General features: G+C 64.7%; 11 protein-coding genes. 3 read left to right on the top strand and 8 right to left on the bottom strand.

Going from position 1 to position 14,601, the window contains the following annotated elements:
* Window positions 1-13: 13 nt before the first annotated feature.
* From dnaG to QME84_06340, 8 genes are all read right to left on the bottom strand, one after another.
* Entirely contained in the window at window positions 14-1,846 is a 1,833-nt protein-coding gene (gene dnaG / locus QME84_06375) for a DNA primase (protein MDI6873892.1), read from the bottom strand.
* Window positions 1,847-1,856: 10 nt separating this feature from the next.
* Entirely contained in the window at window positions 1,857-2,861 is a 1,005-nt protein-coding gene (locus QME84_06370; protein ID MDI6873891.1) for a deoxyguanosinetriphosphate triphosphohydrolase, read from the bottom strand.
* 83 nt (window positions 2,862-2,944) lie between these two features.
* Window positions 2,945-3,535: a flavodoxin family protein gene (locus QME84_06365; protein MDI6873890.1), complete on the bottom strand. Its 591-nt coding sequence runs from the start codon at window positions 3,533-3,535 to the stop codon at window positions 2,945-2,947.
* A 261-nt stretch (window positions 3,536-3,796) separates the two neighbouring features.
* The gene (gene ppdK, locus QME84_06360; protein ID MDI6873889.1) at window positions 3,797-6,448 is read right to left on the bottom strand and encodes a pyruvate, phosphate dikinase; all 2,652 of its coding nucleotides are present in this window, start codon (window positions 6,446-6,448) and stop codon (window positions 3,797-3,799) included.
* A 230-nt stretch (window positions 6,449-6,678) separates the two neighbouring features.
* Window positions 6,679-8,766 (bottom strand): glycine--tRNA ligase subunit beta, encoded by a 2,088-nt coding sequence (gene glyS / locus QME84_06355; GenBank protein ID MDI6873888.1) that lies wholly within the window; start codon window positions 8,764-8,766, stop codon window positions 6,679-6,681.
* Window positions 8,767-9,642: a glycine--tRNA ligase subunit alpha gene (gene glyQ, locus QME84_06350; GenBank protein MDI6873887.1), complete on the bottom strand. Its 876-nt coding sequence runs from the start codon at window positions 9,640-9,642 to the stop codon at window positions 8,767-8,769.
* 289 nt (window positions 9,643-9,931) lie between these two features.
* Complete coding sequence (locus QME84_06345) at window positions 9,932-10,750, bottom strand: hypothetical protein (protein MDI6873886.1); 819 nt, start codon at window positions 10,748-10,750, stop codon at window positions 9,932-9,934.
* Between the two features lie 31 nt (window positions 10,751-10,781).
* Window positions 10,782-11,642: a hypothetical protein gene (locus QME84_06340; protein MDI6873885.1), complete on the bottom strand. Its 861-nt coding sequence runs from the start codon at window positions 11,640-11,642 to the stop codon at window positions 10,782-10,784.
* A gap of 350 nt (window positions 11,643-11,992) precedes the next feature.
* On the opposite strand from QME84_06340, the gene QME84_06335 reads away from it, so the two are divergent.
* The 3 genes from QME84_06335 to QME84_06325 all read left to right on the top strand — a co-directional run bounded on the left by QME84_06335 (window position 11,993) and on the right by QME84_06325 (window position 14,521).
* Window positions 11,993-12,481: an NUDIX hydrolase gene (locus QME84_06335; GenBank protein ID MDI6873884.1), complete on the top strand. Its 489-nt coding sequence runs from the start codon at window positions 11,993-11,995 to the stop codon at window positions 12,479-12,481.
* Between the two features lie 34 nt (window positions 12,482-12,515).
* The gene (locus tag QME84_06330; protein ID MDI6873883.1) at window positions 12,516-13,022 is read left to right on the top strand and encodes a DUF488 domain-containing protein; all 507 of its coding nucleotides are present in this window, start codon (window positions 12,516-12,518) and stop codon (window positions 13,020-13,022) included.
* A 422-nt stretch (window positions 13,023-13,444) separates the two neighbouring features.
* Window positions 13,445-14,521 (top strand): HD domain-containing phosphohydrolase, encoded by a 1,077-nt coding sequence (locus QME84_06325; protein ID MDI6873882.1) that lies wholly within the window; start codon window positions 13,445-13,447, stop codon window positions 14,519-14,521.
* The last annotated feature ends 80 nt before the right edge of the window (window positions 14,522-14,601 follow it).

Below are 14,601 nucleotides of genomic sequence, written 5' to 3'. Positions count from 1 at the left end.
CTCACGCTGTCCTTTAGCCAGCGCGGCCCCTTCTGAGCTCCCTCTTCAGGCGCTCGAGGGAATAAATCTCCTCCGAGAGCTCGCGTTCACGCTCATGATCCCTATGGGGCGCGGAGGAGAGACCTTCCAGCTCCTGCTTCAATCTTCTAATTTGACGTTCGATATAGAATTCCTTCAGCGTCGCCAGCAGGTCATTATATACCACAACGGCGTCTTCCACCCTCATATTATCAACATTCCCACTCCCGTCCAGAATTAACGCCGTGGCCAGGTTCCGGGCCGTCCCGGAATCCAGGCCCTCCACCAGGCGCCCCACCCGGCGATCGTCGAGGCCCTTCCCTCCCCCATCCTCCCGGTAGAGATCCAGGAGGGCGGAGAGGACCCGAGAGCAATCGGCATCCTCGAAGAGGGAGGGGTCCACCTCATCCAGCGCCCTCTCCACCAGAAAAGGTTGATGCAGCAGAAGGCGGAGAAGTTCCCTTTCCGCGCGCCCCTGTGGGGGTAAGAGGATGGAGGCCTCCGCGGCAGGGGCCGGCCCGGAGCTCCTCCCCCGCGCCCGCCGGTAGAGCTCCTGCACCGCCTGGTAGCTGGAACCCGCCCAGTCGGCTATGGTCCGGATGTGCCTTTCCTGGTCTATCTCCCCTCCCAGTTCGGCCACCAGGTAGACCGCCCGGCGCACGCCCCGCAGCCGCGCGTTAGTGTCCGAGGGGTCGTGTTCCTCGAGAACCTTGCGGAGGCAGAAGTCGACCAGGGGAACGCTGTTCTCCACCCTCTTCCTGAACCCCTCCGGCCCATGTGTGGTCACAAAATCCGCAGGGTCGGATCCCTCATCCATGACCATAACCCTCAAGTCGAGGTTAAAATCCTTCTGCAGATCCAGGCCCCTGAGGCTGGCACTGACCCCCGCCCGGTCCGCGTCGAAGGCCAGGATCACCCTTTCCGTGAGCCGGGAGAGGAGGCGGAAATGCTCCTGGCCCAGGGCGGTGCCCAGGGTGGCAGCCACGTTGCGGATACCATGTTGCCAGAGGAGGATAACGTCGGTATATCCCTCCACCAGGACGGCGAACCCCTCTTTCACTATCTCCCGGCGGGACAGGTTGAGGGCATAGAGATGGCGGCTCTTAACGTAGACGGGCGTCTCCGGGGAGTTGAGGTACTTGGGCTGCTCGTCCCCCAGAGTCCTTCCACCGAAGGCCACCACCCGGTCCTGCAGGTCCCGGATGGGGAAGATAACCCGGCCCCGGAAGCGGTCGTAAACGCCTTTCTCACCTCGGAGACCCAGGCCAGAGGCCAGAAAATCCTGGACCTCGAAACCCCGTCGCATGGCTTGGCGGTAGAGGAAGTCCCACCTCGGCGGGGCGAATCCCAGGCCAAAGATGCACACGGATTCCTCGTCGATCCCCCGGGACTTGAGGTACCTGCGCGCCGCCTCTCCTTCCTCGCCCTCCAGCAGGACGCGGTGGTATACCTCCGCCGCCCACTGGTTGATGCGATAGAGCCTCGCCCGCCTGCTATCCGGGCCCCCGGACTCGCGGGCGCCTCCCTGGTAGTGAAGGGTGAATCCCACCCGGGAGGCCAGCCTCTCCACCGCCTCCCGGAACCCTAGGCCCTCCCTCTTGCGGAGGAAGGTGAACACGTCGCCCCCCTCGCCGCAGCCGAAACAGTGGTAGAGCTGCTTGGCGGGGTCCACCATGAAGGAGGGGGTCTTCTCATCGTGGAAGGGGCACAGCCCCTTGAACAGCCTCCCGGCCTTCTTAAGCTGCACGTATTCGGAGATGACCTCCACAATGTCCACCTGTTCGCGGAGGCGCTCGATGTCCTCGTCCCGGATCCTCCCCCCGGCCAAGGGACTCACCTCAAAGCTCCCCCACCCACACGCGCGGCAGGAAATGCTCCTGGTACTTGCGCATGGCGTAGCGGTCGGTCATGCCGGCCACGTAATCACAGACCCTCACCCGCAGGTCCTCCTCCCCCTCCCGGAACTCCCGGGGCATCTCCTCGGGGTGCTCCAGGTAGAAATGGAACAGGTGCCGCAGGACCATGATGGCCTTGTCCTCCTCCTGCTTGGCTACTGAACCTATGTACACCCGCGCGAATAGGAAGTCGCGCAGCTCGTCCAGGGCGGCAGCCACCTCCTCGCTCTGCAGGATGTCCCCCCCGTCCCGGCTGGCCTCCACCAAGTCCCGCACCAGGGTGTCGATGCGCTGGTTGTGCCGCCTTCCCAGCACCCGTATGGGCCCCTCCGGCAGTTCCTCCTCGGTGAGGATGCCCGCCCGGATGGCGTCGTCGATGTCGTGGTTCACGTAGGCGATGCGGTCGGCGATGCGCACCACGCGGCCCTCCAGGGTGGCGGGAAGAGGGCTCTGGCCCGTGTGGTTGAGGATGCCGTCCCGGACCTCCCAGGTGAGGTTGAGGCCTTTACCATTATATTCCAGCTTGTCCACCACCCGGAGGCTCTGCTCGTTGTGCCGGAAAGGGGTGGGGGTGAGGTCGCGGAAGGCCTCCTCCCCCATATGCCCGAAGGGGGTATGTCCCAGGTCGTGCCCCAGGGCGATGGCCTCCGTAAGGTCCTCGTTGAGGCGCAGGGCCCGGGCTATGGTGCGCGAGATCTGGCTGACCTCCAGGGTGTGGGTGAGGCGGGTGCGGTAGTGATCCCCCTCGGGGGCCAAAAAAACCTGGGTCTTGTGCTTCAGGCGCCGGAAGGACTTGCTGTGGATGATGCGGTCCCGGTCGCGCATGAAGCAGGTCCGCAGGGAGTCGGGCTTCTCCTCCCTCAGGCGGCCCCGGCTCTCCCGGCTGCGCACGGCATAGGGAGAGAGCCATTCCTCCTCCCAGCGTTCTATCTCCTCCCGCACGCTCATCCCGGCACCTTTCCCTTCTCTCTCCGCGCTTTCCATCGCCGTTTATCGAACAGGGCCTGCGGGAAGCGCAGAGGCGCTTCCGTTCATCCCGCCGCCCTCTTCGCCTCGCGGGCCAGGCGCTTACCCAGGATGCGCGCCCTCTCCAGGGCGAAGGAGTCCTCCTGGGCCGGCTTCTGGGCGCACACTCCCTGGTGCCCGGCATCATCGTCCTGCGTTCCCTCCCCCACGACGCTCATCCCCTGGATCATGAGCATGTCATGGAGGGCCTTGAGGGTGGTCTCCTGGCCTCCAAAGCGGGCCGCTCCCACGCTCACCGCCGCTGCCGGCTTTCCCACCAGGGATTTGCGGGAACGGACGGCGCGGGTCTTGTCCCAGAAGGCCTTCAGCTGGGCGGAAACGGTCCCGAAGTAAACCGGGCTTCCGAGAACCACCGCCGCCGCCCCCTCCAGGGCCTCGCAGGCCTCATGGAGCGCCGCGGACTTTGCGTGGCAGGCCTCCTTGCAGGGGCTGGAACAGGCCACGCAGAAGGGGTTCTCCTGGTCCTTCACAACATCCATCACATGGATAATTTTTCCATCTACCCCCTCCTCCCGGGCCGCCTCCAGGACCTTCTCCAGGAGGAAGGCGGTGTTCCCCTTGCGGTTGGGGCTTCCGTTGACGGCCAGGATATACATGGCAGTGACCTCCTTTCCGGCAAGGCATTCAAGCGACTCGGCCGCCCGGACGGCTCCCGCGCAACCGAGCACGCGCCCCATGAAGATTGTATCCCGCCGTAATGTCAAGACATCGTCGGGGGGACCGCGGCGAATCCCCCCTGTGCTCGTCCATGGCGGGATTTCCCGGCCACACCTGAATGCGAACCGGCATGGGGCGGGAAGGCGCCTTCCAAACCCTTTCCGCGGGGCGCCGGCCCGGCTTACTTACACTGCCGGGCTTTACTTGGTGGCGTCCTGCACGTCCCCCAGGGCGGCGTGGGCGGCGGCCAGGATGGCCACCGGCACGCGGAAGGGGGAACAGCTCACGTAGTCCAGGCCCACCTCGTGGCAGAACTTGATGCTGCGGGGATCCCCGCCGTGCTCGCCGCAGATCCCCAGCTTTATCTTCGGATTGACCTTCCGGGAGAGCTCGCAGGCCATGCGCACCAGCTTGCCCACCCCCTCAACGTCCAGGGTCTGGAAGGGATTGTCGGTGAGGATGCCCTCCTCGATGTACTGGGGCAGGAACTTGGCCTCGGCGTCGTCGCGGCTGAACCCCAGGGTGGTCTGGGTGAGGTCGTTGGTCCCGAAGGAGAAGAAATCGGCCACCTCCCCGATCTGGTCGGCGGTCAGGGCGGCGCGGGGAAGCTCGATCATGGTGCCCACCTGGTAGTCCAGGTCCACCTCCATGGCCTCCTTGACTCCCTCGGCCACCCGGATTATCTTCTCCCGCTCGATCTCCAGCTCCTTGCGGAAGGCCACCAGGGGGACCATTATCTCCACCCTCGGGTCCTTGCCCTGCTTCTTGAGGTCGCAGGCGGCCTTGATGATGGCCCGCACCTGGGCCTCGGTGACCCCGCCCATGGTGCAGCCCACGCGGCAGCCGCGCAGCCCGAGCATGGGGTTGGCCTCCGCCTCGGCGCGCACCCGCGCCAGCAGTTTCTCCTTGGCCTCGTACTCCTCCCTCTCCCCCGGCACGTGCTTGAGGCGTTCCAGCTCTACGCGCAGCTCGGTGAGGTCGGGGAGGAACTCGTGCAGGGGAGGATCCAGGAGGCGGATGGTCACCGGGAGTCCGTCCATGATCTCTAGGATGGCCTCGAAGTCGCGGCGCAGGAGGGGCTCCAGCTCCATGAGGGCCTCCTCCCTTTCCTCCTCGGTCTCGGCCAGGATCATGCGCCTCACGATGGGCAATCGGTCCTCCCCGATGAGCATGTGCTCGATGCGGCAGAGCCCGATGCCCTCGGCGCCGAATTCGCGGGCGCGCTTGGCGTCCTCGGGAGTGTCAGCGTTGGTGCGCACGCCCAGGCGGCGTATCTCGGTGGCCCAGGCCAGGATCTTCTCCAGGTTGACGTCCACCTTGGGCTCGATGAGCTTCACCTCCCCCAGGATGACCTTCCCCGAGGTCCCGTCGATGGTGATGACGTCGCCCTCCCGGACCACCAGCCCGTTGACCTCGAAGATCCTCTCCGCCTGGTTGATCTTGATGGCCTCCGCACCGCAGATGCAGGGCTTTCCCATGCCCCGGGCCACCACCGCGGCGTGGCTGGTCATTCCCCCGTGGCTGGTGAGCACGCCCTGCGCGGCGATGATGCCGTGGATATCGTCGGGGGTGGTCTCCCAGCGCACCAGGATGACCTTCTCGCCGCGAGAGCCGCGCACCTCGGCGGTATCGGCGTCGAAGACCACCTCTCCCACCGCCGCACCCGGGGAGGCGGGCAGGCCCCTGGCGATTACATCGTACTTGGCATCAGGGTCCAGCCGGGGATGGAGGAGCTGGTCAAGCTGCTCGGGCTGTACCCGGGCCACCGCCTCCTCCTTGGTGATGAGTCCCTCCTCCACCATGTCCACGGCGATCTTCAGGGCAGCGGCCGCGGTGCGCTTGCCCGTCCGGGTCTGCAGCATGTACAGCTTCTTCTGCTCGATGGTGAACTCGATGTCCTGCATGTCCCGGTAGTGCTTCTCCAGCTTGTCCATGACTGAGGTGAGCTCCCGGTAGAGCTCGGGCATCTCCTCCGCCAGCTGGTCCAGGCTCTTGGGGGTGCGGATCCCGGCCACCACGTCCTCGCCCTGGGCGTTTACCAGGTACTCGCCGAAGCGGCGCTTCTCCCCAGTGGAGGGGTCGCGGGTGAAGCAGACTCCGGTGGCCGAGTCCTCACCCTTGTTCCCGAAGACCATGGTCTGCACATTGACCGCCGTTCCCAGGTCGTCGGGTATGTCGTACTGCTTGCGGTAGGTGATGGCACGGGGGTTGTTCCATGACCTGAATACGGCCCGGATGGCCAGGTCCAGCTGCTCGCGGGGGTCGGATGGGAAATCCCGCCTGGCCTTCTCCCGCACGATGGCCTTGAACTCCTCTACCAACTCCTTCCAGTCCTCCGCCGTCAGCTCCACGTCCTGGGTCACGCCGCGTTCCTTCTTCTTCTCGTTTATCCTCTCCTCGAAGAGGTCTCTGTCCACCCCCATGACGATGTCCGCGAACATCTGGATGAAGCGGCGATAGGCATCGTAGGCGAAGCGCTCGTCGCCGGTTTGGGCGGCCAGGCCCTTCACCGACTCGTCGTTGAGACCCAGGTTGAGGACGGTATCCATCATCCCGGGCATGGAAATGGCCGCTCCGGAGCGCACGGAGACCAGGAGGGGGTCCTCCTTGTCGCCCAGCCTCTTGCCCATCTTCTCCTCCAGGCGGCGGAGGTGCTCGTTGATCTCCTCCTGCAGGCCCGGGGGATATTCGCCCTGCGCTGTATAGTAATTGCAGGCCTCGGTGGTAATGGTGAACCCGGGCGGCACGGGCAGTCCCAGCCTGGTCATCTCCGCCAGGTTGGACCCCTTCCCGCCGAGGAGTTTCTTCATCCCCGCATCGCCTTCGTCGAAGTCGTACACATACTTGGTCATCTCCGATTCCCCCTCGCCTTCCTGTCCTGAATCTTCTAACCCGTATCTCTCGGCGTATGCGCGTTTCCGCCTCCTCCCACCCACATACCGGGAAGACCCTTAGTCATCCGGGCGGGAGGTCACCCGGACGGGACGGAATAATGGAAAAATTATAAACAATTATATTGAGCCCTGCACGGGTGGTTTAACGGGATTTCCCGGTGGAAACGCTGTTCTTCCTCCGTTTGGGGTCAGCGCTCCCCCTCGGTCACCACCTGGGTGAAATCGGCGAACTCCAGGAAGAGGGAGGCCACCTTCTTGAGGAGGGCCAGGCGGTTGTCGCGCAACCGCCGGTCCTCTCCCATGACGAAGATCTCGGAGAAGAAGCGGTCTATGTCCGGGGCCAGTTCCAGGAGCACCCCGAGGGCGGCCTGGTACTCCCCCGCGTCCAGGTACCCGCGCAGGGGATCCTGGGCCCAGGTGAGCTTGGAATAGAGGTTACGCTCTGCTTCCTCCCGTAGCAGATCCACGTCCAGCTCCGCGGCCTCCGAGCGGCTGGAGAGGTTGTAACAGCGCTCGAAGCCGGTGTAGGCCCTCTGCAGCAAGCCCCGGTTTCGCGCCTCCTGAAGGGCCTCCAGCCGCAGTCGCGCCTCGCACGGGTCCCTGAGGGCCAGGTCCAGGACCGCGGCCACCAGGTCGTAATCGAATCCCTCCCCGATGAGCGCCTGCCTCCACCGCTGCCGGCAGAACTCGCCCACCTCCCCGGCCACCGCATCGGGACGGGCGAAACCGAACCTCTCCGCCGCCACGGCGAGGAGGGAAGCGAAATCCAGGTGCAGGCCCGCCTTCGCCACCACGGAGAGAACGGCCACCGCCTGGCGCCGCAGGGCATAGGGGTCCTCCGATCCGCTGGGGATAAGCCCCACCCCGAAACAACCAGTCAGGTTGTCGACCTTCTCCGCCAGGCAGAGCACCGCGCCGGGAAGGGTTTCCGGGAGGCGGTCCCCGGCGAAGCGGGGCAGGTAATGCTCCTCGATGGCCGCGGCCGTCTCCCCGTCCTCACCCGCCGCCAGGGCGTAGATGCGCCCCATGACGCCCTGCAGGGAGGTGAACTCGACCACCATGGAGGTCACTAGGTCGGCCTTGCACAGCAGGGCCGCCCTCCGGGCCTTCTCCGCCGTCTCCTCGGGGAGGTGGGCGGAGCGGCAGACCTCCTCGCACAGGTCGGCCAGGCGCAGGGACTTGTCGTAGAGGCTGCCCAGCCTGGCCTGCCAGACCACCGATCTCAGGTCCGGCAGGCGGTCCTCGAGGGTCCGCTTCAGGTCTTCCTGGTAGAAAAAGGAAGCATCCTCCAGGCGCGCCCGCAGCACCCTCTCGTGCCCTCTCCGGATGATATCCTCCCTTTCGGGATCCCCGTTGTGCACCACCAGGAAGGCGGGAGCCAGCCGCCCGTCCTCTCCCTCCACCGGGAAGTAGCGTTGGTGCTCCTGCATGGCCGTCTCCAGGACCTCGCGCGGGAGCTGGAGGAAGCGCTCCTCGAAGCTTCCCAGGATTACGTAGGGGTATTCCACCAGGTCCACCACCTCGTCCAGGGTCTCGCCGGCGGGGACGGCGCGCAGGCCTTGCGAGGAGAGGGCTTCCTCCACGCCCTCGAGTATGGACTTCCGGCGCTCCTCCTCGTCCGCCAGCACGCGGGCCCGGCGCAGAACCTCCACGTAGTCGCGGGGAAGTGCCACCTCCACCTCCCCGGATGAAAGGAAGCGGTGTCCCCTGGTCAGCCTTCCCGCCCGCAGGCCCTCGAACTCCACGGGGACCACCTCCGTCCCGTAGAGGACCACCAGCCAGCGGACTGGACGGGCGAAGCGGAACTCCCCCTCCCCCCAGCGCATGGACTTTCGGAAGGAGAAGGAGCGGAGCACCTCCTCCACCAGCCCGGGGAGGATTTCCAGGGTCTTCCTCCCCTCCTCCCGGACCACGGCGAAGACGAACTCCCCCTTCTCCGTCTCCCTTACCACCAGGTCCTCGACCCGCACGCCCCGGGCGCGCGCGAAGCCCTCCGCGGCAGCGGTGGGATTCCCCCGCTCGTCGAAGGCCGCGGAACGCTGCGGACCCTTTACCATTTCCTGGTAATCAGCCTGCCTCTCCGCCAGGTCTTCCACCAGGGCGGCCAGGCGCCGCGGCGTGGAATAAACGTGGATCTCCCCGTGTCCGAGGCGTTCCCTTTCCAGGATGGAGAGGAGGTTGTCCCGGAGCTGCCTCCTCCCGTCCTGGACCGCTCCCCAGGGAAGTTCCTCGGTCCCTATCTCCAGGAGAAGGTCCCTGGCTCCTCCCCCGGCCATTCAGCATCCCTCCCGCAGCAGGGGGAACCCCAGCGCTTCCCTCTGCGCCAGGTAGGCGGAGGCCGTCCCCCGGGCCAGCTCCCTAACCCTGGCGATGTACCCGGTACGCTCGGTCACGCTGATCACCCCCCGGGCATCCAGGATGTTGAAGAGGTGGGAACACTTGAGCACGCAGTCGTAGGCCGGAAGCACCAGGCCCCTCTCCAGGAGCCTCTTGGCCTCCGCCTCGTAGCGGTCGAAGAGCTGGAAGGTCATCTCCGTATCCGCCTCGTCGAAGCAGTATATGCTCCACTCCACCTCCGCCTGCCTCTGCAGGTCCCCGTAGGTAAACTCCCCGTTCCAGCGGAGGTCGAAGACGTTGTCCACCCCCTGCACGTACATGGCCAGCCTCTCCATGCCGTAGGTGAGTTCCACGGAAACCGGCCGGCAGTCCAGGGAGCCGACCTGCTGGAAATAGGTGAATTGGGTGATCTCCATGCCGTCCAGCCAGACCTCCCACCCCAGCCCCCAGGCCCCCAAGGTGGGGCTTTCCCAGTCGTCCTCCACGAAGCGCACGTCGTGCTCCGCGGGGTCAATCCCCAGGGCACGCAGGGAATCGAGGTAGACGTCCTGCACGTCGTGGGGGGAGGGCTTGAGGATGACTTGGAACTGGGTGTGCTGGTGAAGGCGGTTGGGGTTCTCCGCGTAGCGCCCGTCGGTGGGGCGCCTCGAGGGCTCCACGTAGGCCACCCGCCAGGGCTCCGGCCCCAGGGCGCGCAGGAAGGTTGCCGGGTTGAAGGTCCCCGCTCCCACCTCCACGTCGTAGGGCTGCACCAGCACGCAGCCGCGCTCCGTCCAGTAGGACTGCAGGGCCATGATCATGTCCTGGAAGTACATACTCCACCTCCGGGTTCCGATCACGGCTATATTATCATCCACGGGGCACCGCGTCATGGGAGGCTCGCTCTGATTCCAGGAGCTCACCGGCCTGTTCCGCCACGGGAAAGGGCGCGGATCCGACGGCCGGCCGCCCTGCGGGGACGGCCCCCGGGGCAGGCGACCGTTACGTCAAGCGCAGAGCGCAAGGGCAGAAGGAGCCGGCGATCCAGAGACCCCTTAAGTCATGCACGGACGAAGGGCTCCGCGCACCCGCTCCCGGGTTCCATGGACGGAAGGGGCCGCCGGTTCAGAGGCCCCTGAAGGGGCGGGCCTCGGCGGGAGGTTCCACGGTGACCTCCACGTCGTATTCCGGGAAATCGGCGGTGATCTCCAGGCGCCCCTTCTCGGGGAGGAGGCCCAGACCCAACTGCTTGTTAAAAGGGGAAAGCTCAACGTCGGCGGCCATATATACCTGCCTGACGACCGGTGCGCCCTTTTGGAGGCAGACCCGTATCACGGGGTTGGAACCGGAAAGGATCTCCTCCAGCTCCTCGGGGGCGATGTCCAGGTCCTCGGCCAGCTTGCGCACCTCCTCCAGCTCCGAGATCGCCTTGATGTCGGGATGAACATCCAGCTCCACGCAGTCGAAGGTGCCTACCTTCTTCTCCCCCAGGTATTCCACGCTCACGGAGGCGGACAGCACCTCCGGAAGGGCCGCCAACAAGTCCGCCAGGGAAGAGGGTATGTCCTCGCTCACCCCCAGGCTCTCCGCGGATAGGGAGTACCAACTGCCCCCCACCTTAAGATAGGCCTGTCCCCCCACGTAGCGGAGGGAGACCTCCATGCCCAGAACCGTGAAGCGGGCTTCCAGGGCCGGGGCGCGCAGGTCAACCCAGGCGTCTCCCTGGACGTTGACGGTCATTCCGGTCTCCCCCTCCAGGGGAGAGACCGCCGCGTTGACCAGGGCGTGAACGCTCCCCGCCCCGGTGAAAGCTTGCGCAGCGGCCACCAGGTCGCTGGAATAATCCCGCTTCTGCTTCCCGCATCCGGCGCCCACTCCCAAGACCAGCAGGACGGCCAGAGCGGTGATGCCTGCGGTCACGGGCAGTGGGTGAATCCTGCGCAATCTTCCAGCTCCTTCCAACGGCTATCCCTCGCTATCCCTTGTAAAGAAGGGCAGTTTCCGGCTTGGTGATCTCCACCTTCTGGTTGTAGCGGGGGAAGGTTATCTCCATGATCACCTTGACCGTGTAGGAGGGGGAGTCGCCTTCGCCCTTCTGCACCATCTCGATGTTGTACAGGGTTCGTCTCAGGACCAGGTATTCCTTGTCGAACCAGTATTCGTAGTTGACACTGGCCTCCTTAAGCTGTTCCTTTATCCTTTCCAGCTCGGCCAGCTTGGATTCATCCAGTTGGCCCTCCCCCCGGATCATGTTGAGGAACTCCTCGTCCTCCATGATGGCGTCGAAGTTGGGAACCATGGCAATGTGGTAGCAGTCCCTCCCGTCCACCACCTCGTCCTGGAGGCGGGTTATCTTTTGGAAGTTATCCAGGTACTCGGCGGTGTTCCTGGCGATCTCCGAGACGCTGGGGATGCGCAGGGTGGATTCGGAGGGGAGCTCGTACCACCGTTCCCCGTCCGCGGCGCGGAAATATTGCACTCCCTCGTAGAGGATGTAGTCGAATTCCTTATTGAAAGTGGACCAGGTCAAGTGGGCCCTCGCGTTCTCGGTGGCGGCGTCGTAATCGCCCTCCCCGGTCAGCCTCACCTCTGCCGTGTAGGGTTGCTTTCCGGTGGGAGGAACGATGAAGGCGTAGTCGAAGACATAGTGGAGGGAGCCGACCTCGTCAGTGGCGTTCAGCCCCTCCAGCATGATCTTCTCCGGGGTGGCGTTCTCCGGCACCTCTCTCCGGAGAAGGCCCTCGGTGTTACCTTTTCCACAGGCGGCCATGCCCAGTGCCAGGGAAAGGCACAGAAAAAGGATGGCTGCCGCAGCATAGATCCTCGCAACCCGCATATCTCTCCCCTCGCCTACAGGTCCGGGAGGCCGCTCCCGTTCCGGAAAAGCCGCCCTAAAAATACCACATGCAAGCCTTAACGGTTAAGACGGCGCATCACCCGGAGAGGTTCAACGCCAGCAATGGTGAGTCGCCCCTTAGTTTCGATGAAAGAGGTACCGGATCGGGGCGTCCCACAGGGCAACCTATACCCGGGCATACGCATGGTCTTCCGGGTTCCCGCAACATTGACGGAAAGCGGTTCCCTTGATGTTTAATGGGTAAGAGGCGACAGGACGACCAACCGGCGCAAGCCTGTCGTCCGCTCCGGATATATCGGGCCGGATCGCCGGGGAAGTCGGGAAGGGTCATGAAATACGGCAAACAGGTCTCCTCGGGAGGAGTCCTTTTCCGCCCCGCCGAAGGCGGATACGAGGTGGCCGTCATCCGGCTGAAGGGAGGGAAGGTACACGCCCTCCCCAAGGGCCTGGTGGAGGAGGGTGAAGACCCCCTGGAAACCGCCGTTCGTGAGGTCCGGGAGGAAACTGGCATGGAGGGAGAGCCGGTGGCTCCCCTGGGCTACGTCCGCTATTACTACTATTCCCCCGAGGAGGATACCCGGTACTTCAAGCTGGTCCACTTCTACCTCCTCCGCTACCGCCGAGGGAGCGAGGAGGGCCACGATTGGGAGGTGGAGGGGGTGGAGTGGATGCCCCTCGACCGGGCCCTTCAGGCCCTTTCCTACAAGGGTGAACGGGAGATATTGGAGAAGGCGGCCGCCATCCTCGAGAGAGCCGGAAAGGACGAGGGAGCGGTAAACACACCGGAGACCGGGGACGGGAAAGAAGCCACCTCATGATTGGGAGCCGTACGAGAGACGGCTAGGGAGAAAAGTGGATGGTACACCGGAGGCTACCGCCTCGAAGAGGATCTTCACCCTGGGGACCAGCACGCGGACCCTTGAGGAGTTCCTGGACGTGCTCGCGGCTTGGGGGATCAAACGCGTCTGCGACGTGAGGTCCTTTCCGACCAGCCGGAGGTACCCGCATTTCTCCCGGGAAGCCCTCTCCTCCTACCTGGAGGATAAGGGACTGGGCTACCGCTGGATGGGAAACCTCTTGGGCGGGTACCGCAAGGGCGGCTACCGGGCGCACATGGAGACCCCGGAATTCAGGAAGGGCATCGAGGAGCTGGAGAGGGCAGCGGCGGAGATGCCCTCGGCCGTGGTTTGCGCCGAACTCCTGCCCTGGAAGTGCCACCGGAGGTTCATCGCCGAGGCCCTCCAGAGCCGCGGGTGGGAGGTGGTGCACGTCATCGACGCCCGCCGCTCCTGGACCCCGAGTCGTTCCGGCTCGCAGGCCGCCTTCAGCCTGGATGATTCGCAGGACAACGGCGGTTGATGCCCGGAGGGACTGTCTCCGTAAATCACTCCAGGCATGGCCTCAGGATACCAACTGTACGGGCTAAGTGCCTACCAGACGGGTTGAAGTCCAGGGCGATCGGCACTCAAGGAATAACCAGGTTTTACTGGATTTTTCCAACATGTCCGAGTTGTGGTCCGGGGGGATCCGTGCGCACGGAATCACCAGCGCAAACCGGCCGGAATCCGGGAGGGTGCTTTCTCGATCCCGCCGCCCAACCCGTAACCCCATCCGGAAAATGGTGCTTTTTATTGTCCCGTGGCCGGCCCATCTCCATCCTTTTTCGCCCTTTTATTACCCGTTTGGGTGATGTAGAGAGGCGCTGACCCACGCCGAGGTTGCGGATGTAGGCGAAAAAACCGTTACCAGATCATGGTGACGGGAAGTTTCAGGGGGTAAGGATGTTCGGAAGAAGGAGAGGGACCCCGCACGGGGAGACCGTCATGGGCAAACCAGCTTCCTCGCCGCCCCGGGAAGATTCCTCGCCCGCCCCGGAAGAGGAGATACGGCTTTTCGACAGGGGCAGGAGGGATCTCCTCTACCTGGCCGTGCTCATTGCCCTCATCCTGGGCATCGCCGTGGTGGTCTACGCCTTCAACCTGGAGATGCTCAGCGGCCTTTTCGGCTCCGACTATTTCAACAACTTCACCCGCGTAAGCCTCGCCCTCCTCATCGTGGCCTTCGTCGCCTACCTGATGAGGCGGGAGAGGGATTACAGCCGGCAGTCCATGAGGGTCTTCGAGGAACTGCGCCGCACCACCGACGGCCTCCGCAAGCAGATGGAAGACCTTACCGCCCTGCTGGAGGTCTCCAAGCTGGTGGCCATCGCCGACGACCTCCACGCCAGGCTGGAGAAGAAGATGCCCCACATGAAGGGGCACTGGAAGAGGGTGGCCTTCTACGCTGTGGAGATCGCCCGCCGCATGGAGCTGGACGAGGATTACGTGCGCCTGGTGGAGAGGGCGGCCAACCTCATGGACATCGGCATGCTCCAGGTGGCGGGCCAGCTCTCGGACGCTGCTTTTCGGGCCGGGGAACTGGCGCCCGCGGACAAGGAGATGATAAAGAGGCATCCCTTGCTGGGGGCGGAGATGCTGGCGGCCATCAGGCCCAACTGGGAGATTATCCCCATCGTCCGCGGACATCACGAATGGTGGAACGGGATGGGCTATCCCGACGGGCTGAAGGGGGAATCCATACCCCTCGGGGCGCGCATCCTGAGCGTGGCCGACGCCTTCGTGGCCATGACCTCCTGGAGGGGCTACCGTGACATCAAGGAGGTGAAGGAGGCGGTGAAGGAAATAACCACCTACAGCGGGGTGCAGTTCGACCCCCGGGTGGTGAACGCCTTCCTGGCGGTGATGACTCCCCGCATCTACGGCATGGAGGGCGAGGGGGAAGCGGTGGAGGAGCTAAGGCTCCTGCGGGAGATAAACGTCGAGCCTTCGCCTCCGCGGAAGGCCCCGCATCCCCTGTGAAGCCGGCGGCGGGAATCGGCCGCCTTCCTTGGTGCCAGTAGAACAATTACCCGAAGATTGCCGGGTGGTTCGATGGGCGG

Source organism: Actinomycetota bacterium (assembly GCA_030019255.1).
Lineage (GTDB): Bacteria > Actinomycetota > Geothermincolia > Geothermincolales > RBG-13-55-18 > Solincola_A.
The sequence above is the reverse complement of the archived record's forward strand: the minus strand, read 5'-3'. Positions and strand labels throughout refer to the sequence as shown.